This window comes from Methanosalsum zhilinae DSM 4017 (assembly GCF_000217995.1).
Taxonomy (GTDB): Archaea; Halobacteriota; Methanosarcinia; order Methanosarcinales; family Methanosarcinaceae; genus Methanosalsum; species Methanosalsum zhilinae.
Genome location: NC_015676.1, coordinates 1,083,662 through 1,106,951, shown reverse-complemented (window position 1 = coordinate 1,106,951; position 23,290 = coordinate 1,083,662). Strand labels below are relative to the sequence as shown.

Here is a 23,290-nt window from a genome sequence, read left to right as displayed (position 1 = left end):
ATATTTATGACTGATGGTAATAGAAATGGTTATTTGTTCAGCACCTGGAAAAATATACCTGTTCGGCGAACATGCTGTTGTATATGGCGAAGATGCGATATGCTGTGCAATTGATCTTAGGGCAAGGGTTTGCGCAAATCCCAGTGAGGACATCCAGATTAAATCAGCACTTGGAACCACATCTCTGGACTTTGAAATACATCCCTATGTTTCAGGGGCTATAGAGTCGATAAGGGAAATCGTTCCATTTAGAGGTGTGGAAATTGAGGTAGATTCAGACATTCCGCCGGGTTCTGGTCTGGGATCATCTGCTGCAGTAACAGTTGCAACACTGGGAGCTCTTAATAGTTTGTTTGGATGTGAACTGAATCATGAGCAGATTGCAAAAATTGGCCATAGTATTGAAAAGAAAGTGCAGAATGCAGCAAGTGCAACAGATACCTACGTTAGTGCACACGGTGGTGTTGTACGAATATCCAGCCATAAGAAACTGCCAGCGATTGAGTGTGGAATCATTATTGGAAATACAAAAAAATGTTCTTCTACAAAAGAACTGGTAGCTGGTGTTTCTGAACTTCATTCAAAGTATTCAGATATTCTGTCTCCTATATTTTCTATAATTGGTAAGATCGCTAAGACGGGTGAAGAACTGATAATCAAAAAGGATTATGCATCTGTTGGGGACCTCATGAATATAAATCAGGGACTTCTTGATGCAATTGGAATAAATTGTGATGAACTCTCATCTCTTGTACATGCTGCCAGAAACAATGGTGCATACGGTGCCAAGATCACAGGTGCCGGTGGTGGCGGATGTATGATTGCAATTGCAGATAGTTCCATCCTGCCTGACATATCATATGCAATACACTCCAGAGGAGGAGACCCAATAATTACCCAAACTACTGAAAGGGGAATCTTTGTGGAGTCATTCTCATGAGTCAACATAAAAACATTACAATTCTGAAAATAGGTGGAAGTGTAATTACTGATAAGAGTTCTGATATTGGGAAGGTTCAAATCGAAGAAATCGAACGTATATGTCAGGAAATATCTGGATATAGCAATGATCTTATAATTGTCCATGGTGCCGGCTCCTATGGTCACCCCCTTGCAAAAAAATATGATCTGGACAATATTCCAGACCCAAAAGGTGCAATTATAACACATAGTTCTGTAAAATCGTTAAATGAGATTATGGTAAGCTCACTTCAAAAAGCTGGAATCGATGCAGTTTCTGTCCATCCGTTAAATAACACAGTCTCAAATGATGGACGAATTTCTGACATGTTTTTATCCAATATCCATATCATGCTGGAGAACGGTTTAGTCCCGGTGATACATGGTGATGTGGTAATGGACATAACAAATACTTTTTCTGTTATTTCCGGGGATCAAATTGTTTCGTATCTTGCAAATAAACTGAAAGCTTCCCGGGTTGGAATTGGAAGTATTGAAGATGGGGTTATGGACAATAAAGGAAAAACTCTTACCAAAATCACCAGTTCCAATTTTAAAGAAATAGAAAAATTTCTAGGCGTATCCAAAAATACTGATGTCACCGGTGGTATGCTTGGAAAAGTTAATGAACTACTTCAGCTTTGTGAAATAACCGGTGCCACTTCCTACATTTTCAATGCGAAAAAACCAAATAACATTTCGTATTTTTTAAGTGGACATAACATAGGAACTGCAATAAAAAAATAGATATTATAGATTGTAAACAGGTTTTATAATGAGTACATCCCAGAGAAAAATAGAACACCTTAAATTCTGTGCAAATCGGCCGGTAGAATCAAAGAAAGCTACATCTGGATTTGATGATGTTATATTGGTACATCGTGCACTTCCTGAAATGAGCATTGATGATATTGATCTATCTACAGATTTTCTTGGAAAACGATTAAATGCACCTTTTATGATTGCTTCTATTACAGGGGGACATCCTGATACTATTGCTATTAATTCAGCTCTTGCAGAAGCTGTCGAGGAAACTGGAATTGGAATAGGCGTTGGAAGTCAGAGAGCAGCTATTGAAGATCCTGAACAGGAATATTCGTTCAGTGTAGTTCGTGAGAAGGCGCCAAATGCTTTTGTATATGGAAACATCGGTGCCGCTCAGATAAAAGAATATGGTATTCAAGGCATTGAAAAAATGGTAGAAATGATCGATGCAGATGCTTTTGCTATCCATTTAAACTTTCTGCAGGAAGCTATTCAGCCAGAAGGAGATATTGATGCATCAGGAGTTCTTGATGCTATATCAGAGATATGTTCTCTAAATATACCTATCATTGTTAAAGAGACTGGTTCAGGCATTTCTCATGAGGATGCGTTACTCCTCAAAAAAGCAGGCGTTTCTTCCATTGATGTGGGAGGAGTTGGTGGGACAAGCTGGGCAGGTGTAGAAGTTTATCGTGCAGATGACAGAAAAGAGACGTCAGCTAAAAATATGGGAGAATTGTTCTGGGATTTTGGGATTCCAACTGCATCCAGTATTGTAGAATGTAATGTGTCACTTCCGGTAATCGCCACAGGCGGTATCAGAACCGGCCTGGATGTTGCAAAATCCATATCATTGGGTGCCAGCGTAGCAAGCTCAGCACTTCCCTTTGTCGAACCTGCATTTAATGGTCCTGAAGAAGTTACTAGAAAACTAACATCGATAATTGATGAATTAAAGGTGGCGATGTTTCTTGCAGGATGCAGAGATATAGAGCAGCTTAAAAGATCACCTATGGTCATCACTGGCTGGACCGAACAATACCTTAAGCAGAGAGGTTTTGATCTCTCTGATTTTGCATTAAGAGCTAATATTGTATAAAATTAAGAATCATATTGTTAAGATTTGAGGAAATCCGACATTGCTAATAAAGCATTGCCAGATTTTGATTTAAATAAAAATTGGAGGATTATTATGACAGAAATAGGAATAATTGCAGTTGGTGGCTATAATGAAATGGGCCGTAATATGACTGCTGTCAGAATTGATGAAGATATAATCATTCTTGATATGGGTCTCAGACTTGATAGGGTACAGATTCATGAGGATATAGAAATCGATAAAATGCATTCTCTTGAACTGATAGAAATGGGAGCTATACCTGATGATACAATAATGAAACAGATCAATGGAACTGTGCGTGCAATTGCCTGTACTCACGGACATCTTGATCATATTGGTGCAATCTCAAAACTGGCACACAGGTATTCTGCACCCATTATCAGTACTCCTTATACATCAGCCTTGATAGGGCACCAGATAGACTCTGAGCGAAAGTTTGGCGTAAAGAACAAGATCATTTCTCTTGATGCTGGAGGAATATATCAGGTCACAGAGGATATTTCTATAGAGTTTATCCGAATGCAACACAGTATTATTGACTGCGTGTTTATAGCAATACATACTCCTGTAGGCGCTGTTCTATATGGTTGTGATTTTAAGCTGGACAGGATGCCCACTCTTGGAGAACCGCCAGACTTTGCACGCCTTCGTTCTCTTGGAAAAGAAGGTGTTGTAGCATTGATCACGGAAAGCACCAATTCTGGGATTTCGGGGAAAACACCATCTGAGCAGGTTGCACATGATATGCTACGCGATGTTTTGCTTGGAACTGAAGAGCCGGATGTTGGAATGATTGTCACAACTTTTGCTTCACATATAGCCAGAATGAATTCAATAATTCAATTTGCAGGAGAAATGGATCGTATTCCTATACTACTTGGGCGTTCCATGGATCGATATGTAAGTACTGCAGCTGATATGGGATATATAGAACTCCCACCAAACGCAGAAATATACGGATCAAGAAAAGAAATTGATAATGCATTCAAGAAAATAATGAAGGAAGGAAAGGAAAAATATCTTCCAATAGTTACTGGTCACCAGGGTGAACCCGGAGCAATACTTACAAGAGTTGCAAATGGTGAAACACCCTATAAGATTGAATCTGGAGACCGTGTTATTTTTTCTGCTAACATAATTCCCAGTCCAATGACTCAGGCAAACAGGTACGCAGTTGAGACCAAACTTAAAATGCAGGGTGCAAGACTTTATACAGATGTTCATGTATCTGGGCATGCATACCGTGAAGATCACTGGGAACTGTTAAGGATGGTAAACCCTGAACATGTAATCCCTGCCCATGGCCATATAAATATGCACAGTTCTTACATTGAAATGGCAGAAGACGCTGGCTACGTAATGGGAGATACTGTGCACCTGTTGAGAAATGGAGAAGAACTATATATCGAATAATAAGTGCATAGAGGATATTGTGATCAATTATGTCAGATGTCATTGAGCAATTACAGAGCATAACTACCCATGTAGATAAAGCAATTTCAGAAATGCTTCCTATAGCTTATCCTGATGAGTTGTATAAGGCTTCAAGATATCTTCCTGATGCAGGCGGTAAACGCCTGCGTCCGGCCACACTTGTTCTTGCAGCCCAGGCAGTGGGTTCTAATCTTAATGATGTGCTTCCTGCTGCAGTTTCTGTTGAACTGGTGCATAACTTTACACTTATTCATGATGATATCATGGATGAGGATTCATTCCGGAGAGGAATGGAAGCTGTACATGTAAAATGGGGACTAGCAGGTGCTATTCTGGCAGGAGATACACTTTATTCAAAAGCGTTTGAAATTCTGGCAGGCATGGATAATGATCCGGCTCGGTTGAATAAATGTATAGAACTCCTGTCCCAGACATGCACCCAGATATGTGAAGGCCAGTGGATGGATATCGAATTTGAGCATCGTGATGATGTCACCAAAGAAGAATATCTAGAAATGGTGGAGAAAAAAACATCGGTCCTCTATGCAGCTGCAGCTAAGTCAGGAGCAATTCTTGGAGGAGCTTCTGATGAAGTTGCTAATTCTTTATATGACTTTGGTAGGCTTATTGGAGTAGGTTTCCAGATTTATGATGATGTTCTGGACCTGATAACTCCAGAAGATGTATTAGGTAAAGTGCGAGGCAGCGATCTAATGGAAGGAAAAAAACATTGATCGCACTGCATGCAATCAACAACGGTGTTGATTTGAAAATTTTTGGTAAAGGTAGTGCTGAAAAAAGTGAAATCGAGGAAGCTGTTAAAGTACTCGAAGAATCAGGGTCTATTGATTATGCTCAGGAACTTGCATTTTCCTATATACAGGAAGGAAAAGAGAAACTAAAAGTACTTCCAGATTCCGATTCGAAAGCAACTCTGCTTGAAATTGCAGATTATATGATTGAAAGAAAGTATTAAGGGAAATAAACCAGTATGTTATTTCACTGGCGGATTCTGGCTTCAATCGTAAATTTAAATCATTATAGTTTTATACATTCAAAAAAATCAATCTTCAAATGTCAGATGATATATTTAGTCCGAATAACAGAGACCTCCTTAAATGCAAGCTCGGTGGTTCACATACAACTATAATAGGTGAACGACAGGGAAAAAAGTTACTGGGAATAATTAGCCAGCATCCCGAAATAAAAAAAATCATACCTTCGGTTATCAAGGTTAAAGGTAAAGGTGCATCAGGTGGCCTTTTGAATATCAAAATACTTCGATCTGACAATAGAGGTAACCTTAGGGCTCTTTTATCACAGGGAACAACAGCTCAGGAATTACGTATCATAACAACTGTTGGTAATGTGATGGAGGGCGAGAGAATCAGAAAAGAACTGAATTCAATTCTGTTTAATGAATGAGTTATTGCAAGGTAATGATTGACAATGTTTCTAGGAATTGACCATGGAACCACAGCTATCAGATTTGCATCTCTGTTAGATGGAACTATAAATAAATTTGAGATTGCACGAAGCAAACTTATATCTATCCCCGAATCTGAGTTAATTGAACATATTGGTCTCAATTTAAATGTTGATATGAACAAAATAAAGCTCATCGCCCTTACGTATTCTATGGGAGATGGGATCATTTCAATTGAGGATATTAAGCACCTGAAAAACAGAGGCATAAAAAGCAATCGAGGGGTAGGTAATCGAATTGGGGCCGGAGAGCTTGTTTTTGATGCTGTTAAAAAGTCGGATATTCCTTCAGTTGTTATCCCGGGAATTCATTCTAAAAGCGGTACAGATCCAAGATTGAACATATTTTCTCATTCTACAAGTCCTGAAAAAATTGGAATTGCATATCATGCAAAATGCATGGGATACAATAATTATGTTGTATCTGATATAAGTTCAAATACAGTTACACTTGCTGTTGCAAACGGAGAGATCAAAGGCGCGATCGATGCATGTATATTTGCACCAGGAGTGCATCATGGACCCCTAGATGTACAGGCCATTCGGGATGTTGATGAGGGGCTATATACTGCAAATGATGCTTTTACAAAAGGTGGGGTACTGAAGCGCACACCTTATTCCAATCTCAAGGAACTTTTGAATGCCTTTTCCAGGAATGAAAAAGATGCAATTCTGGCTCTGGATACAATTGCTCTTTTTGCTGCAATGGAAATTAACAGCCTTCAGCTTCTTTTAAAGGATTATGATTTGCAGGGTGAGGTTTTTCTGGCAGGTTCAGTAGGCGACATTGAATATGTTGTAGATAAAATAAATGGAACTCTGGGACTTAAATCTCAAATACTGGGTAAATGGAGTGCGGCAGTCGGTTGTGCTGAAATTGCACGCGATATTGCATACGGTTCCAGAAAAATACTGGGTATCAATGTTAATTTTGATTCTGCAGAAATGGAGCATTTTCCAGATGAGAGAAAAAGGTAGTTATTTTCTTATATTTCAGAATAAAGAGTGTACTATAGATGTAGGATCTCTTGGATCCATTAAATTCAGTAAAGGCTATCATGTATATGTGGGATCTGCTCTGGGAAACGGTGGACTCAAAAGAGTTATTCGCCATATAAATCTTCATGAAAAGAAAGATCGCAGTTCAAAATGGCATATTGATTATCTTTTATTGAATCCTCATTTTAACTTAATTTTCGCAGTATGTATTTTTACAAATAAAAGAATAGAATGTCTTCTTGCAGAAAACATGGATCAAAAATCAATTAAAGGATTTGGATGTACAGATTGCATATGTGATTCTCACCTGTTTTTCAGTGCTGAAAATCCCTGCTTCGATATAAAAAACCTGCTGCATCACCTTGATTTAACGAAATATCAATTTAATGAGGTTGGCTTCAGCCCTGAATGAAGGATTCTGCTGGATATTGAAATTAATCCAGTTGCATGAATTTTCTACATTTACCTGTGAGCACCAAAACTGAAACTCCTTTTTTTCTGAGCTTATTTTTGATTATAGCCGATAATGAACCCTGGTGTGAAGTCCTATCATAATTGCTCATGTTTATTATAGAAAAATCCGATACCATTGACTTCAAAAGATCCGTGAGATCAGGAGCACATTGTCCTCCGGTCATTGCTGCAACTTCATTTTTTAAAATTATTACACATACATCAGAATTACTGTACAGGGCATTTATAAGGCCGGTTATTCCCGAATGAGCCAGCCCAAAATCTCCAATGACAGCAATTCCTTTTCTATCAAATCCGCATGCAACAGATATTGCAGACCCCAGAGAAAATCCTGTATCTACAGCCTCAAGAGGAGAAGATGCACTACGTATTGAACATCCAAGATCACCCGCAATATTCACATTATGTTTAACCTTAAGCTTTTTGAGAAGGTGATAGAGGGGAAGATACGGACATTCATCACACAATAGACGTGGACCTCTTTTTGCAATTGTTTCTACACATTCATTGTATTTGTCTATCCTGGTTTCAGATATGTGATCAATAGCAAATTCTATGTGTTCTCTGTCTATACGTCCGTAGGGAACATGTCCGCTCATCTTGCCAAGTACATTATCCAGTATGTGAAGATGTGACTCGATAAAAGGTTCTGTTTCTTCTATTATTAAGGTATATTTGTGATTTTTACTGAAACTGGATAGTATCTCAAAGGGTAAAGGATGAACCATATTAAGTATGAGATGAGATATAGAAGAATTGAATTTTGAGGAATTGATAACATTTTCAGTTATTAAAGAGGGATAACCTGATGAAATTATTCCTATATCTTTTCCCCTCATATTACATCTATTGAGATATGAATTCTCAGACTCAAATACCAGTAATGGATATGTTTTTACATGCAGTCTCTGGTGTTTGCCGCGCATGGTCAGATCCCATATTGAACGATCAAACTGCTTCTTTTGCATTGATGAATCATGAAATATTTTGCTGGACCTTGAGACAATTTCCTGGCTTTTTTCCAGGCGATGAGTTATTCTGATTATTACTGGAATCGATGTATCCTCAGAGATTTCAAATCCTTTAATAGTTGCATCATATGCATCCTGTGGAGTAGATGGGTCAAAAACAGCAGTTTCTGCAATTGGCCCATACCATCTGGAATCCTGTTCGTTCTGTGATGCAATTACACCAGGATCATCTCCTGCAATGATTACCAATCCCGAACCTATAGTATGTGTAACGGATGTTATAAGGGGGTCGCAAAGAACATTCATTCCTACATGTTTGATAAGAACAATAGAGCGCCTTCCAGAAACGGATGCACCAAGTGCAGTTTCAAGAGCTGATTTTTCATTTGTCATCCATTTTGAATCAATATTTGTTCTATCCAGAAAAGAATTCATGAGCTCTGTGATAGGAAAGCCGGGAACTCCAACAACGAACTCCACATTACTATCAACTGATGCGGATATTATAGACTCTATTCCTGATATTTTCTTATCTGAGATATTATTATCAGATACATCAAATTTTCCTGGAATGTTTTTTTTCATCAGATTTCAGCTTCCATTATTATGGATTCATCTGGTCTTGCAACCCATGCAAGGGCAGCTAATGCTCCTATCACTCCATTACCATCAAGTAATACTTCAATATTATTCTGCTTAGCATACTCGAGTGCAAAATCCCTGGTTACCTTCTGACTTCGACATATTTTACTGTATTCATATGTATCTACCGGATCAAACGAGGTGATAGCCACCATTCCAGTTTCATTTGATACACTATATTTCAAAAGGGCTTTTTTGAATTCTTGCAATAATGTTTCTTTAGCATTATTATTAGTACATCCAAATTCGATCACAGTAGATACACAATTTTGTGTTTTTTCCGGGACTGGAAATAATTGGACAAGTGCCTGAGAAAGATATGTCTTATCTGCGGAATCCAGTGAGTTTGCAATATTGTGGCAAAGGGTCCATGTAGCTCCTTCGTATTTTGTATCGGTATCATCTATTCCGATAATAACCCTTTCCATTCTGGGAACTGAGATAGTGCCTTTAGCTGAACGGCTTCCTCCAGATTCGGTCACATCATAGGATATAACTCCTTCTGCACAGGCTCTACACATAGTTGCTCCAACACCTCCTCCACCAAGACCTGCATATGTTATAGAAACATGATCACCATTGATAATTACCGACTCTATACCTGCAGCTGATGTTGAAGGTTTCAGTTCAAGGTTTGAATATCCGGCTTTTACCAGGTATCGAATCGTATTCCCAATAACACGGATGTCCAATATCAGGGGAGAATGAGAATAATGGTACTTTGCCCATGCTGCACCGCCATAACAATTGGTATATTCTATAATCTCTGCCACCTCATTATAAGGATCACAGACAGCGCAGATCCTTTTGTATGGTACTGTATAGGGATGGTCCAGCTCGAGTTCTCTCATTGTTCTATTTGCCTCTCTGTAAGTTGATTGTCATTACATCGATAAAGATGGATTTTCTATGGATATTCTGTATGGGATCATTGAACTTACATTGATGTAATTATTGAAACGGCTTTCTACAAAGAACGACCCATAAGTTTCCATAATCGTTGAAGTATCTCATTATAAAGCTTTCGCTTTTTATGAAATAATTCCCTCGTCCTTTAGACTTACATATCTTCCATCACCTATAATTATATGGTCAAGAAGTTCAATCCCGAGCAAGTTTCCACCATCTACCAGCTTTTTTGTAATGGATACATCCTCCCTGCTTGGAGACGGATCCCCCGATGGATGATTGTGTGTGATGATTACCGAAGCAGAGGATTCAAGAAGTGCAGGCTTAAATATTTCTCTTGGATGAACTATGCTGGCATTTAAGCTTCCTATGGAAATTATGTCTTCTTTCAATATCTGATTTTTTGTGTCAAGATAAAGGGCATACATCTCTTCTTTTTTCTTTTCACGCATTTTGGGATAAAATAGTGAATAAACGTCTAATGGGGATTGAATTTTAGTTTTTGGATTATCTATGAAAGTCTCCAGGTTCCTTGCAAGTTCAAAAACAGCAATTATTTGTGCAGCTTTTGCGTATCCCACACCATGTATCTGAATCAGTTCAGACATATCTGCCAGACTAAGCTGTTTTAGATTGTAGGATGACAGAATTCTTTTACATATGCTTACCACGTTTTCATTTTTCGTTCCTGTGCGAAGAATAACAGCAAGTAATTCTGCATTTGAAAGTGCAGAAGGACCACGTTTTAATAATCTCTCCCTTGGTCTTTCATCATCAGGCATTTCTTTAATCTTAATATTATATCCACTCATTATATCTTTTAATAAAGTAAATAGTTAATAAAATTTTCTAATGTTTATCGATTAAGCATTTAAATAAAGCTGATAATTATAATATAGAAATGTGCATCAAAAATTATATTTTTGTGCTCAAAAAAGGAGAACATATCTGTGGTATTTGAAGATATTAGCATCTGGAATGTACTTACTGTTCTGATGATCATATTTGTAGCATATTTATTGATTTACCCTCAACTACAGCTGAGAGGCATAAAGGCCCGCAGACTTCGGGTGATAAAGAAACTTGAAAAGAGTCAGGGAACGAAAGTGTTAACGATGGTTCATCGAAAGGAAGCATTGTCGTTATTTGGTGTCCCAATTTATCAGTACATTGATTCAGATGATGCTGAACAGATAATAAAAGGTATAAGAGAGACCGGAAAGCGTCCCATTGATCTTATAATTCATACTCCAGGAGGACAGATGCATTCCAGTATTCAGATAGCTCGTGCCCTCAAAAACCATTCAGAACCTACACGTGTAATTATTCCGTATTATTCTATGTCAGGCGGAACTATTATTGCTCTGGCAGCAGATGAAATTTTAATGGATCCACATGCAGTTATTGGACCAATAGACCCTCAGATTGGGGATTTCATACGTGGAACTTATCCTGCACCTTCCTGGATATATGCAGCAAACAAAAAAGGAGTAAATGCGGAAGATTCAACTATTATTATGAGTGACATTTCACAAAAAGCCATGAATCTAACAGGTGCTGTTGTTCATGAATTACTTTCTGATAGATTTGAAGATCAAAAGAAATTAAAAGTTGTTGCTGATAAACTCTTTAGTGGAGAACTTATTCACATAACGCCTATTAAGCCATCAGAAGCCATTGAACTTGGACTTCCAGTAAAAACAGAGATTCCAGGGGAAGTCTATGAGTTCATGAATTACTTTAGATATGTTAAGGCAAGTGTGGAATATCTTTAATAATAGCTTTTTAACTTATGATATTTAAGAAAAAAGAACGAAACCGGTGATAAGCAAACAAAGTTATTATACATATGTGATGTGTTAGATTTTATATTAGGATAAAAGTATATTTAAAATTAATTTCCATGCCAAAGGACGGGTGTTATTTTATGAAAGTTGTTTCCGTTGTCGGATATAAAAATACAGGTAAGACTGATATTGTGACAAAGATCATCAGAAAGCTGGTAAAAAAAGGTTCTGTTGGCACAATTAAGCACATGAGATCGCATGAGTTCATCGATCCGGACACAGATACAGGGAAACATTTTGCTGCAGGAGCAGAAATAGTTTCAGGTATTGTAAATAGTGGAGTCATAACTTATAGTAAAAGTTCTTCTATAGAAGATTCACTTAATACTCTGGCAGATAATGGGATTGATTTTGCCATAGTGGAAGGGGGAAAGGAAACAGATCTTCCAAAGATCATAATAGAAAATGGTTCAGGTTTATGTGATCTTACAAACATTGTAGCAAAAATATCTCTCCATGAAGAACAGGAAATCGAGTACCTGGTCGAAATTATTTTATCTCTTCCTGATTGGGAAACGTTAGGATCTCTGATCAAAAAAGCCAAATTAAACCCTGATATTAAAGAATGCGGTGCTATAGGCACTTTTACAGGTATAGTGAGAGAGCAGACCGGCAATTTGAAGACGAGAATGCTTGTATTCGAGAAATATGAAGATGTTGCTGAACAAAAAATCCAGGATATCTGTAAAAGTTTGAAACAAAAAGAAGGCATAAATGAAGTACTTATTCATCATAAATCCGGAATGATCAAACCTGGACAGGATATTGTATATATTGTAATTGCAGCATCTCATAGACACCAGCTTTTTCCTGCACTAAGTGAAGCAATTGAACGGTTAAAAGCAGAAGTTCCGGTCTGGAAAAAAGAATTTACCTTTGATGGTGAATACTGGGTCCATGATAAGTGATTTTGAAAACACCCATTTTCTTATTTTTTAATTTTATTTCCCATAACACCATTCCAGATGTTCATCTGACGGAGGCTCTGTAGCAAGACTTACTACAACTGCTGCAATTGCTGCAAGCGGTGTTGCAATCAGTATTGGATCTACAAGAGTCCAGGTACCTGTAATAATTGTTTCAGTTGAGAATATAAATTCTGATATTCCCAGTGGAACTGCATTTGCAGCATGTACAAAGGTCAGCCAGAACAGACTTGAGACCGTGCCTACGATCAGACCTGCAATTGCACCTTCCCTTGTCATTCTTTTCCAGAAAAGGGCACCGGCATATATAGGCAGGAATGCAGCTGCACAAAGTCCAAAGAAAATTGCGGTTGCACGTGCAATGATACTGATCGGAAGAATATAGGCGAAGACGACACTGATCAGAATGGTGACAGCAATACCAAGACGGGTAATATTTACTGTTCGTCCGGCTTTGCCGTTTAGAAGATAACTTCGATAAAAATCATGGCCTATTGAAGTGCCCATGGTGTGATACTGTGAACTGAGAGTTGACATGGATGCCGCCAGCAACACCAGCATGAACAATATCACAAATGCATCAGGCATTGCATTATTAATGTATGCAGGAATGATTAGGTCGGTATTTCCTCCAGCAATCTCAAGTGCTATCTGGCCAAAATTCTCAAAGAAATATACGTTTGATAGAGAGCCAACTATGAAAGCCACGCCTGTCATCATCAGGATAAAAGGCCCTCCCACAAATATTGCCCTGTTGAACGATTTATCACTTTCCACTGTCATGAATCTCACTGCCAGCTGAGGTTGGGCAAGTACACCAATTCCCACACCAAGTATAAGGGTTGATACCATTGTCCACCATATTGGGGATCCGAGTTCCGGCATCATGGTCCATCCCTGGTGCCCTCCCTGAACCAGTGCCTGAGGCACAAGGTGTCCCAGTTCAGTAAGTGACTGATGTGCCTGGCTGATACCACCCAGTATTCTGTATGTGAATACTAGCAGTATGCCCATTCCAATAAACATCAAAAAACCCTGTAATGCATCAGTGTACATTACTGCAATAAGGCCACCTGTAATCACATAGGCAGCAACAATAATGGTAAAGATCAAAACAGCTATGTCATAATGGACACCAAGCGCGGTCTCAATAAACCGTGCTGCCCCGATCAGCACAATACCTGCATAAAGCGGCATGAAAACTCCTATCAGTGCACCTGAAAATCCCTGAATGAACCTGGATTCGAACCTTTTTCCTAGAAGTTCAGGAAAAGTGACTGCATTCAGATTTAGTCCAATTCTTCTTGTTTTTGGTCCAAAAAGTGCAAAGGCAATAAAAATTCCCACAAAAATATTCATGAAGACCAGCCATAGTAATCCCATACCAAGTGAGCCTGCCGCTCCCCCAAATCCAATAATTGCAGCAGTACTGATAAAGGTTGCGCCATAGGAAAGGGCGAGAATAAAAGGGTGTATTTTTCTACCTGCAACCATGTAGTCATCGTCTTTACAGGTACGCTTGTAGCCAAGCCAGCCGAGATAGAATATTACCATCAGGTAAATTAGAACAACAATACCCAGTATGGCAGTATTTACTGGCATTTTTCGGCGACCTCTTCTTCATCTCCTCTATTCCATTTCAGGCCACCGTATATCATACAGCCGATAGCACTTATAAAACAGAGAATGTAAGCAATCCATATTTGAGGATCATCAATCCCAAGCATTTTATTCTCTTCTCCAGAATTAATTTGAAATTAGTAATTATACAGGCATGATACACATTTAAAATTAAAATAGATATTTTAGCTAATAAGTTTAACCCTTAGGTTAAAGTAATGTAAGGAAAACATTGATATTTAGTATTCAAAAAATCAATTATATACAACCTGCAATCAGTGCTACATATTTGTTATCATAATTGTTGATTTCCTCGTCAGATGCCATTTTTAGCCACTTTTGAGATGAGTGTATTGGATGATCACCACATACAATCACCAGAGTGCACGGTTCCATTTCATTGATAATCATATCAATATTTTTATTTATGCAGGATGCAGCACCAATGATAGATTTCCATTTGTCTTCAGTATGGGCAATTCGATCAATTGTTCTTAAATGTATGGCCATAAGATGTGGCTGATTTTTCAGTGATTTAAATACCGCCTCTGTTATTTTTCTGTCATATTCTACTATATCACTCACATCTCTAACCCCCGAGGACGTATCAATTCTACCACTCAAAGCTGCAGCACCTTCTGATTCAATTGCAATTGATGACCGTAGACCGGCTTCATGGGCCCACTCAAGAATAGATTTTATTTTTGGATTGTCTTTATTTTTCACTCTCTCATAATACAGGTCTTCTGTTTTTTGAATCATGTGTTCTTCTGGATAATAACCACTAAATATTGATGCTATGGCAGGAGTGGTCTTGTCTGCTACTGAACGACATTTGATAAGAAGACCTGTATCTGCAATTTTTTTAATTGCAGGCATATGTTTTTCCAGTCTTTTGTAGAGTGAAAATCCCAGGCTGTCAACTATTATTAAAACAATTTTTCTACATTTTTTTTTTCCGGTATAGTCCAATATTTTCTGGATTGGTTTTCCAGAAGGGGCTATCATTGGAATATGTAAGATCTTTGAAATCGTTGGAGCGATATCTACCTGAATACATTCATTATCTGTGTCTGGGCAATTCATCAATAGATATTATGATGGCTGATATAAGAATATGTGACGCTATTATCATATAACTTAAAGCAGCATTATTTATGATAAAATAGAAACCTATAAGTGGTCAGTGCTCATAATTATGATAGCGTAAATTTAATTAGCTATAGGGGCCTAATTTAAGGGAAAATTTATTTTATATTTGCGTTTTAATTAGGTTGTGCCAGCGTTACTGTGGTGAATCTGAAAAATGGAAAGAATACAGACCAAAATCCCTAATCTGGATATGATCCTGAACGGCGGGATTCCGGAATACAGTATTAATATTATAGCAGGAAAACCTGGAACTGGTAAGACTATCTTGGTTCAGCAGATGATATTTAACAATGCTGCTCAGGGAAAAAAATCCATCTACCTGACAACTGTTTCTGAACCATCTGTAAAGGTTGTGCGATTTCAAAGAGAATTTGATTATTTCAATCCAGATTTTCTGGGAGAATATGTCATATACGCAGACCTTGGAGAGATTATTCGCAAGAACGGTAGTAAGGGCGCCCTGGATTCGGTCACCAAGCTTATTGAAGAACACTCCCCCGATTTTTTAGTAATTGACAGCTTTAAGGCAATTCATGACCTGGTGTCTTCCCAGACAGATTTCAGGAATTTTATGTTTGAACTGGCTGTTAAACTTTCGTCATGGAATACAACTACTTTTCTTGTAGGAGAATATAGCTGCAATGAAAGAGACACCCTTCCTGAATTCTCAGTCGCTGACAGCATGATATGTCTAAAATATGATAATGGTTCAAGAAATATTGAAATCAAAAAAATGCGTGGTACTTCTTTCTTATCTGGAAAACATACTATGAAAATAGACGACAGTGGCATAACCATATATCCACATCTAAAACCTGAACTCCGCATATCTGAGATTTCAGATGAAAGATCAGAACCTGAAAGAGTTTCAACTGGAGTTCCCGGATTGGATACTATGCTTGGAGGAGGGTTGTTACAAAGGAGGGCAACTCTTGTAATAGGTAGTGCAGGAACAGGAAAGTCATTGATGGGATTGCATTTTCTGGCCGAAGGTGCAAAGAAAGGAGAAAATGGAATACTTCTTTCTTTTGAAGAAAGGGCGGATGAAGTAATTGAGAATTCACATTCTTATGGCATTAACCTGGAGGATATGATCAAAAAAGGATTGATCACAATTTTACACATCGTTCCTGTTGATCTAAGTGTTGATGAAATGATCTACAGGTTAAAAGAGACTATTGAACATACCGGAGCAAAAAGGATTGTTATCGATGGTATTGCCAACATTGAAAGAAATCAAACCTCTGTAGAGATACGGGATACATTCTACACGATTGTAGATATGCTTAAAGAGCATAATACCACAAGTATTCTGACAAGCGAAGTATCTGAGATTATTGGCAGTACAGAAGCCACAAAGCACGGAACCTCCTTTGTAGTGGATACTATAATATCCTTAAGATATGTAGAAATAGAATCTGAAATGAAAAAAGCAGTTTCTATTATAAAAATGCGTGGAAGTGACCACGATAAAGAGATAAGGGAGTATAAAATAAGTGATAAGGGTATTTCGGTTGAACTTCCATTTGCTCAGTATAGCGGGGTATTCAGCGGAACCCCTTCAAAAAAACCATCTGAAGCTTTTGTAGAAGCGTTTAAAAAATGATATTGCATCTATTGATGCTCATCAAATTTGTTTTTTTTGCTCAATTTTTTTACTCAATAGCAAAGTATTCAGAAATGTATGTATCTAAAAACTATCTGAAATTGCAAGACTGTGAATTCTCTAAAAAAGCTAAATATAATTTTTTCTTTTTAGTTTCCTATTAGAATATAGCGTAGCAATAATAAGCAATGCTCCATTTAATGCAAATATCATCTCAAAACTTAAAACATCTACGAACACACCCGCAAAAATAGGCATCAGAGCAAGTCCTCCGTATGTGCAGGTATTAAATAGTCCCATTGCCAGTCCTCTTTCAATGTTCATGTGTGATACTGCTACTGGAAGCCCAATCATTCCAATACCGGATCCTGCGCCAAGAATTGCAAATCCGGCCATAGGGTGCCTTATGGATACCAGAGCACCAAATGATGCAATTCCTAAACCTACAACTATCATAGTTTTATGGTCCATCATTGATCTTCCAAAAGCAAAAGAAGTAACCATTGCAAATATGTATATAAGGGAAATTGCAGTTCCAAGTTCTGGTTTTGTTAAAAAGTCCGCACTATAATCTGGATAAAAAGCTACCAGTACAGCTGTAGACCCAAACAGGACAAAAGTCATAAACCATATTTTTCTAAAATTAATGTCAAATATAATAGTCGCTGTTGTGTTGACCTTATCAATTATTCCGGATGAAATATCAGATTTTTCAGTTTTTTGACCTGAAGTCAAAGAGGGCATCTTAATTAGTCGGATCAGTGACATAATCATCAAAACAGCTGCCATAACTGTAAAAACCATTATTCCTCCCCTGATGTTGATATCAGCAAGGAATCCGGCTATGATAAGTCCAAGGGCAAGACCTGCATTTAATAAAAAATTGAATTCTCCAATATACCGTTTTTTCTGAACAAAACCTGAAAGAATAGAATAAGCTGCCGGAAAAAAAGCGCCACACGCGGATCCTTCCAGAAACCTTGCGACTACAAGTATCCAGAAATTATTTGATACTAGTAATATTATTCCAGAAATCAGTGTTAAAAATATACCCAGAGCAATAAATTTTTCATTTCCGTATCGATCGGATAGAATTCCAAAAGGCAGCATTGTTAGAAGAGCACCTAAAAAATATCCTGAAAACAGAAGACTCGAAGAAAAGGACCCATATGGTGCCTGACTTAATGAAACCAGTTCCGGTATTACAGGAATTACTGCATCAGATAGACCCATTATTACAAAAATAGTAAGGTATATGATCAGTCTATCAATGTTCATGAACTTCTTTCCTGAATTCAAGTTAATGTACAGATTTTAATCCAGTAGATATGGCTTCTTTTCATTAACGACAATATTAATAACATTTACTAAAGTTACTTTGAACACGATTTGTTTTTATAGATTGATATCTTTGGGAAGTATCTTCATTACTGTAGCCATGAAAATAAGATCTATTAAGAGACATATTCTGGTATAAAAAGAGCATAGTAAGCCATCTATACATTATTATCAATGAACCAGATTAAGTCTTCTAATATTGTGTATATTTTATTGCTTATTTATGATAAACAGCTAATCTTATACTTTTAAAAAAGAGGTTTTAACTCTTCGAAAATGCGGGTATTATATGCCATTCCAGCTTCACGAATTTTTTTGGAGATTATTGAGATCAGTTCACGATCTTCAGATATCTGCATTAGAATATCTTCCTCTACCCAGATTTTAGCTATAAATCCATGTCCTCTTGGTTTAACTTCTACAAAATATCTTTTTGATCCAAGATCACTGAAAAATTCATTGAATTCTTTTTTTAGATGCTTCTCTATTGTGGTAGATTTCTGCATATGATCACTTTTCAATTTTAAAGCTTTGGTAAAAAAAGAAGGGGTTAATAAATGGATTATCTACCAAGTCTTTCCTCTGTTTCTGAAATTTTCAGCAAAATCTTTAATACAGAATCGGGATTAAGAGAAATAGATTCTATTCCCTCTTCAACCAGAAATTCTGCAAATTCAGGATAGTTGCTGGGAGCTTCTCCACATAATCCACTGTACCGGTCATTTCTTTTTGCACCCTGTACAGCCATTGAAACCATTTTCATGACACCGGGATCCCTTTCATCAAAATCTGGAGCAAGGATTTCTGAGTCTCTGTCAACACCAAGTGTGAGCTGTGTCAGGTCGTTTGAACCGATGGAAAAACCATCAAATATCTTGCTAAATTCATCAATTAGCAACACATTTGTTGGAATCTCACACATTACATATATCTCAAGTCCGTCTTCCCCTTTTTTGAGGCCATGCTTTTCCATCTCTTTGAGAACTTTTTTCCCTTCCTCTACCTTTCTGCAGAAAGGAATCATGAGCACTATGTTTTTGAGTCCCATTACATCTCTTGCATGTTTCATGGCTTTGCATTCAAGAGCAAAACCATCTCTGTATCTTTCACTGTAGTATCGGGAAGCTCCTCTAAAACCAAGCATTGGATTGCTCTCTTCAACATCTTCGAAATATTCTCCCCCAATAAGTGAAGCATATTCATTAGACTTAAAATCACTTAGACGAACCACAACAGGTTTAGGATAAAAGGCAGCTGCTATTGTTCCAACACCCTCAGCAAGCTTTTCTATAAAAAAATCTTCTTTACTACTATAACCGTATGTCAGTTTTTCAATCATGTCCAGTGTTTCATTATCTTCTACCTTTTCAGGGTACACAAGAGCCATTGGATGCACTTTTATTGTACTTGAGATCATAAATTCAAGCCTGGTAAGTCCTACACCATCATTTGGTATTCTGGAATTACCAAATACGGTTTCAGGATTTGCTATATTCATCATTATCTTTGTTTTTGGCTTTTTTATGTCTTTCAGGCTCTGTTTATCTACTTTATAAGATAATTTTCCTTCATAAACATAACCGGTTTCACCCTGAGCACAGCTCACAGTGACCTCCTGTCCATTCTGAACTTTTTCAGTAACATTACCTGTACCAACAATTGCAGGAATTCCAAGTTCGCGACTGACAATAGCTGCGTGTGAGGTTCTCCCGCCCTTGTTGGTTACAATAGCAGACGCTGTTTTCATTACCGGTTCCCAGTCAGGAGTTGTTGTATCTGCCAGTAAAATCTCTCCTTCCTTAAATGAAGACAATTTTGACACATCCTTGATTATATGTGCCTTTCCAGAGCTTATTTTTTCCCCTATGCTCCTTCCCTTTGCCAGAACATCTGATTTTTCTTCAAGGCTGTATTTTTCAAGTACATCAATATCTTTCTGTGATTGTACGGTTTCAGGACGTGCCTGAACTATGAACAGATCACCGGTAATTCCATCCTTGGCCCATTCAATATCCATTGGCTGTGCTTTTCCAGCCTTGTTAGAGTAGTGATCTTCAATGGCTATTGCATAGTCAGCCAGTTTCAGGATTTCCTCATCATTAATGCAAAATACCTGTCTATCAGTTTCAGGTACTTCCACATTTCGGGTTACTATTTTAGATTCACCTTTACCATAAACCATTTTTATTGATTTTTTCCCAAGGTTTTTCTTGATAATAGGTCTGTACCCATCTCTGAATGTTGGTTTGAAGACATAGAATTCATCAGGATCGACCTGGCCCTGAACCACATTTTCCCCAAGACCATACGCACCTGTAATAAAAACCACATCTCTGAATCCGCTTTCTGTATCCAGTGTAAAAATAACTCCTGCGGATGCAAGATCGGATCGTACCATTTTCATAACACCAATCGATAGAGCCACGTCAAAATGATCAAAGTCATTGTTTACTCTATAGGATATTGCTCTGTCTGTGAAAAGGGATGCAAAACATTTGCTGCATGCTTCTTTTAATGCATGGTATCCCTTTATGTTCAGATATGATTCCTGCTGGCCTGCAAATGAAGCCGTAGGCAGGTCTTCAGCTGTTGCAGAACTTCTTACAGCCACATCAGTATCGGATCCATATTGATCACATAGCTGATCATAGGCAGCTTTAATCTCTTCCCAAAGATCATCCGGAATTCCTGCATCAAGTATCAGAGATCTTGCTTTTTGTCCTTTTTTTTCAAGATCTGATACATCTGAAGTATCAAGATCTGCAAGGGTTTCTCTTAGTTTATCAAGAATATCTCCGGATTCCAGTACATGCCAGTATGCATCCGAAGTAACAGCAAATCCATTTGGAATCTTAATTCCTTTACCAGTCAGTTCACGATACATTTCGCCAATTGAGGCATTCTTTCCCCCTACCAGAGGAATATCCTCAATGGTAATCTCCTTTTGCCACCTGATATATTTTGTTTGAGGCATTGATATCTCCCAACCACAATAATTTTAGTAAGAATCACGTTTATTAATCTCTATAATGTAAAAGGAATTCCACATTTAAAATATCATCTGAAAAAATGGATTCAGAGTGTTTTTGTGCGATATAAATCCGTTTTTTTTTCTCAATGTAACTAAGATAAGGAATTATGTTCCCAAAATTATATTTATCATTATATTATAGTTTTTATTAATCGCAAACTATCCATGTTCAGATCATTTCTCTTGTGGGTACGGGGGTACATTTCTTGATACTGGAACAATCAGAGATAAAAAATATAGCGGATATCTGTATGCAGTATTTCCTATTCGATTGGAAGCATGATAGTGATCCAGTTGTTGCACATTCAATGGATGACAAACATGCTGAAAGTTGTTCACAGAAGATTTATCGCAATATAATTAAGAATAAAATGATAGCCAGAGCTTTGCTAAAGAAAGAAAAGGATATCCGGCATATAGGTGCAAATGTTACTGTGGAATACAGTGGAGATATGTGTGATGTGACCTGCTATTTATCTGTGGCTGAAGGAGACACGTATTCAGAAGTAATAGCTACAGGAGTTTACAGGCCTGATCTTGAAAATTCAGATCGAAAGTTTCAACTGCGAGGACTGAAAGTTTTTCCTGGAAAAAAATAAAATATTCCTGATTCAACACCCTCATTTTTTCTTTTTAATTATGATTTCCATGAGATCTTCTGCTATTTTAACGCGATCATGAAAGTGCTTTCTGAGAATTTCCAGACTTTCATTTTCATGTCCCTGCATATGTGGATAGAGATGGGTTAGATATATTTCATTGCATCCTGGAGGATTGCTGTCAAGCATTTCTGCCAGCATATCTGGATTTGTATGGTTTGTTGTCTCAAATCCCGGGGGAAATGAACATTCATGAATTAGACAGTCAGCTCCATTAGATAGTTGCATAATAGAAGTAGATGGTTCTGTGTCTCCGGTATATACAACTGAGCCTGAATCTGTGTCAACCCTGTAGGAAAGGGAAGGAACACTGTGTATCCCTCTTACGGAATTAATAGTGCATCCTGTATCTTCAATAATATAGCTTTTACCTGGTATCAATTCATTTATCTGAATATCAACTTTATCTTTCATGTAAGAATATGCATCTAACAGTTTATTGAGATAGCTCTCTGTTCCCGCAGGCCCGTACAGGCTGATATCCGTTTTACCGCAAAGCCAGTTTGCTTTTATGAGGCAAAGAAGATCAGAAACATGGTCCAGGTGCAAATGTGTAAGGACAACATGTTCTATGGATGTGTGATCATTCCCACTGTCATTAATTCTGTTAAGAACACCACTACCACAGTCAAGTAACAATGGTTTCCTTCCGGTATCAATAAGTATTCCTGATTGCACACGGTTGGCCTGCGGTATTGCCACACCAGTTCCAAGAAATGTAAGTTTCATATTCACTATAATAAGGCTTAAGTAACTTAACTTTAATTATGGGTTGTTCAATGAATACCTGCTTCTGAATATATGGAGCAAGTGCCTTTCAGACCAACTAAAAAACTACTGGAATATAGAATGATTTAAGAATCATTTTCAACAAATCTCCACTCATCATATTATCTTGCGAGGGTTGCCCAGCCAGGTCAAAGGCGCCAGACTTAAGATCTGGTATCGAAGGATTTCGTGGGTTCAAATCCCACCCCTCGCACTATTTTTAAGGGTTATAGATATCTCAAGAAAACGGAACTCTCGTTATTTATTCCATCAGTCTATATTTTAAAAAGAACTAATATCTTTTCAATCAAGAAAATGAAAACGGATTCTGTAGAAAATCTTTCAAAATCATCGACTGGAAATCACAATTGAAAAATAACACCATTAACCTACAATATATTTTGAGTTATTGTAACTCTAACTATTTTGTTCGAATATTAAGGATTTCTGCGGAGCCATTATTTTTGACTTTACAAAAGAATGATTCAGATTTATTTGGTTACCTTCGTAATACTTCTTTAAAACTTGAGTTGAAATAAAATTTGGTTGTGTCACTATTCTGACGATATACCCCTCCATTTAGA

21 protein-coding genes, 1 tRNA gene and 1 pseudogene are annotated in these 23,290 nt (G+C 37.5%); 13 read left to right on the top strand and 10 right to left on the bottom strand.

Features of this window, described 5'->3' with window-relative positions; translation table 11 throughout:
- Positions 1-25 precede the first annotated feature (25 nt).
- From MZHIL_RS05110 to MZHIL_RS05075, 8 genes and pseudogenes are all read left to right on the top strand, one after another.
- A complete protein-coding gene (locus tag MZHIL_RS05110) occupies positions 26-940 on the top strand; it encodes a mevalonate kinase (protein ID WP_048815491.1) in 915 nt (304 codons plus the stop codon).
- A complete protein-coding gene (locus tag MZHIL_RS05105) occupies positions 937-1,707 on the top strand; it encodes an isopentenyl phosphate kinase (RefSeq protein ID WP_013898303.1) in 771 nt (256 codons plus the stop codon). Before MZHIL_RS05110 ends, MZHIL_RS05105 begins: the two co-directional genes overlap by 4 nt.
- Positions 1,708-1,735: 28 nt before the next feature.
- On the top strand, positions 1,736-2,824 hold the full coding sequence (gene fni, locus MZHIL_RS05100; RefSeq protein WP_013898302.1) for a type 2 isopentenyl-diphosphate Delta-isomerase: 1,089 nt from the start codon (positions 1,736-1,738) through the stop codon (positions 2,822-2,824).
- A gap of 93 nt (positions 2,825-2,917) precedes the next feature.
- Entirely contained in the window at positions 2,918-4,258 is a 1,341-nt protein-coding gene (locus MZHIL_RS05095; protein ID WP_013898301.1) for an RNase J family beta-CASP ribonuclease, read from the top strand.
- A 29-nt stretch (positions 4,259-4,287) separates the two neighbouring features.
- Positions 4,288-5,255, top strand: a pseudogene (locus MZHIL_RS05090) (polyprenyl synthetase family protein).
- A 98-nt stretch (positions 5,256-5,353) separates the two neighbouring features.
- The gene (locus MZHIL_RS05085) at positions 5,354-5,704 is read left to right on the top strand and encodes a DUF2103 domain-containing protein (protein ID WP_013898299.1); all 351 of its coding nucleotides are present in this window, start codon (positions 5,354-5,356) and stop codon (positions 5,702-5,704) included.
- Positions 5,705-5,728: 24 nt separating this feature from the next.
- Positions 5,729-6,742, top strand: coding sequence for a methanogenesis marker 12 protein (locus tag MZHIL_RS05080; protein WP_013898298.1), 1,014 nt, complete (start codon positions 5,729-5,731; stop codon positions 6,740-6,742).
- A complete protein-coding gene (locus MZHIL_RS05075) occupies positions 6,726-7,175 on the top strand; it encodes a GIY-YIG nuclease family protein (RefSeq protein ID WP_013898297.1) in 450 nt (149 codons plus the stop codon). The genes MZHIL_RS05080 and MZHIL_RS05075 overlap by 17 nt, the downstream gene beginning before the upstream one ends.
- A 22-nt stretch (positions 7,176-7,197) precedes the next feature.
- Here MZHIL_RS05075 and MZHIL_RS05070 read toward each other — a convergent pair whose 3' ends face one another.
- From MZHIL_RS05070 to radC, 3 genes are all read right to left on the bottom strand, one after another.
- Positions 7,198-8,793 carry a thiamine pyrophosphate-dependent enzyme gene (locus tag MZHIL_RS05070; protein ID WP_013898296.1) on the bottom strand — a complete coding sequence of 532 codons (1,596 nt, stop codon included), beginning with the start codon at positions 8,791-8,793 and terminating at the stop codon, positions 7,198-7,200.
- Positions 8,793-9,701: a methanogenesis marker protein 11 gene (mmp11, locus tag MZHIL_RS05065; RefSeq protein ID WP_013898295.1), complete on the bottom strand. Its 909-nt coding sequence runs from the start codon at positions 9,699-9,701 to the stop codon at positions 8,793-8,795. The genes MZHIL_RS05070 and mmp11 overlap by 1 nt, the downstream gene beginning before the upstream one ends.
- A 180-nt stretch (positions 9,702-9,881) precedes the next feature.
- Positions 9,882-10,571, bottom strand: coding sequence for a RadC family protein (gene radC / locus MZHIL_RS05060; RefSeq protein WP_013898294.1), 690 nt, complete (start codon positions 10,569-10,571; stop codon positions 9,882-9,884).
- Between the two features lie 138 nt (positions 10,572-10,709).
- Between radC and MZHIL_RS05055 the strand changes: the two genes are divergently transcribed.
- Positions 10,710-11,534 (top strand): SDH family Clp fold serine proteinase, encoded by an 825-nt coding sequence (locus tag MZHIL_RS05055; RefSeq protein ID WP_013898293.1) that lies wholly within the window; start codon positions 10,710-10,712, stop codon positions 11,532-11,534.
- A 152-nt stretch (positions 11,535-11,686) separates the two neighbouring features.
- A complete protein-coding gene (locus MZHIL_RS05050; RefSeq protein ID WP_048815490.1) occupies positions 11,687-12,514 on the top strand; it encodes a molybdopterin synthase in 828 nt (275 codons plus the stop codon).
- Positions 12,515-12,547: 33 nt separating this feature from the next.
- Here the strand turns inward: MZHIL_RS05050 and MZHIL_RS05045 are convergent, their stop codons facing one another.
- The 3 genes from MZHIL_RS05045 to MZHIL_RS05040 form a co-directional block, all read right to left on the bottom strand.
- Complete coding sequence (locus MZHIL_RS05045; protein WP_013898291.1) at positions 12,548-14,134, bottom strand: sodium:solute symporter family protein; 1,587 nt, start codon at positions 14,132-14,134, stop codon at positions 12,548-12,550.
- Positions 14,125-14,259 carry a symporter small accessory protein gene (locus MZHIL_RS10820; RefSeq protein ID WP_013898290.1) on the bottom strand — a complete coding sequence of 45 codons (135 nt, stop codon included), beginning with the start codon at positions 14,257-14,259 and terminating at the stop codon, positions 14,125-14,127. Before MZHIL_RS10820 ends, MZHIL_RS05045 begins: the two co-directional genes overlap by 10 nt.
- A 151-nt stretch (positions 14,260-14,410) precedes the next feature.
- Positions 14,411-15,238, bottom strand: coding sequence for an alkaline phosphatase family protein (locus tag MZHIL_RS05040; protein ID WP_013898289.1), 828 nt, complete (start codon positions 15,236-15,238; stop codon positions 14,411-14,413).
- 220 nt (positions 15,239-15,458) lie between these two features.
- On the opposite strand from MZHIL_RS05040, the gene MZHIL_RS05035 reads away from it, so the two are divergent.
- Positions 15,459-16,910: an ATPase domain-containing protein gene (locus MZHIL_RS05035; protein WP_013898288.1), complete on the top strand. Its 1,452-nt coding sequence runs from the start codon at positions 15,459-15,461 to the stop codon at positions 16,908-16,910.
- 129 nt (positions 16,911-17,039) lie between these two features.
- Here the strand turns inward: MZHIL_RS05035 and MZHIL_RS05030 are convergent, their stop codons facing one another.
- From MZHIL_RS05030 to ppsA, 3 genes are all read right to left on the bottom strand, one after another.
- Positions 17,040-18,188 (bottom strand): MFS transporter, encoded by a 1,149-nt coding sequence (locus MZHIL_RS05030; protein WP_013898287.1) that lies wholly within the window; start codon positions 18,186-18,188, stop codon positions 17,040-17,042.
- Positions 18,189-18,496: 308 nt separating this feature from the next.
- Positions 18,497-18,754, bottom strand: a complete 258-nt coding sequence (locus MZHIL_RS05025; RefSeq protein ID WP_013898286.1) for a hypothetical protein — start codon at positions 18,752-18,754, stop codon at positions 18,497-18,499.
- A 56-nt stretch (positions 18,755-18,810) separates the two neighbouring features.
- Entirely contained in the window at positions 18,811-21,222 is a 2,412-nt protein-coding gene (gene ppsA, locus MZHIL_RS05020; RefSeq protein ID WP_013898285.1) for a phosphoenolpyruvate synthase, read from the bottom strand.
- 263 nt (positions 21,223-21,485) lie between these two features.
- On the opposite strand from ppsA, the gene MZHIL_RS05015 reads away from it, so the two are divergent.
- The gene (locus tag MZHIL_RS05015; RefSeq protein WP_048815489.1) at positions 21,486-21,878 is read left to right on the top strand and encodes a hypothetical protein; all 393 of its coding nucleotides are present in this window, start codon (positions 21,486-21,488) and stop codon (positions 21,876-21,878) included.
- Positions 21,879-21,899: 21 nt separating this feature from the next.
- Here the strand turns inward: MZHIL_RS05015 and MZHIL_RS05010 are convergent, their stop codons facing one another.
- Positions 21,900-22,667 (bottom strand): MBL fold metallo-hydrolase, encoded by a 768-nt coding sequence (locus MZHIL_RS05010; protein ID WP_013898283.1) that lies wholly within the window; start codon positions 22,665-22,667, stop codon positions 21,900-21,902.
- 168 nt (positions 22,668-22,835) lie between these two features.
- Here MZHIL_RS05010 and MZHIL_RS05005 point away from each other — a divergent pair.
- A tRNA-Leu gene (locus MZHIL_RS05005) sits at positions 22,836-22,920 on the top strand.
- The last annotated feature ends 370 nt before the right edge of the window (positions 22,921-23,290 follow it).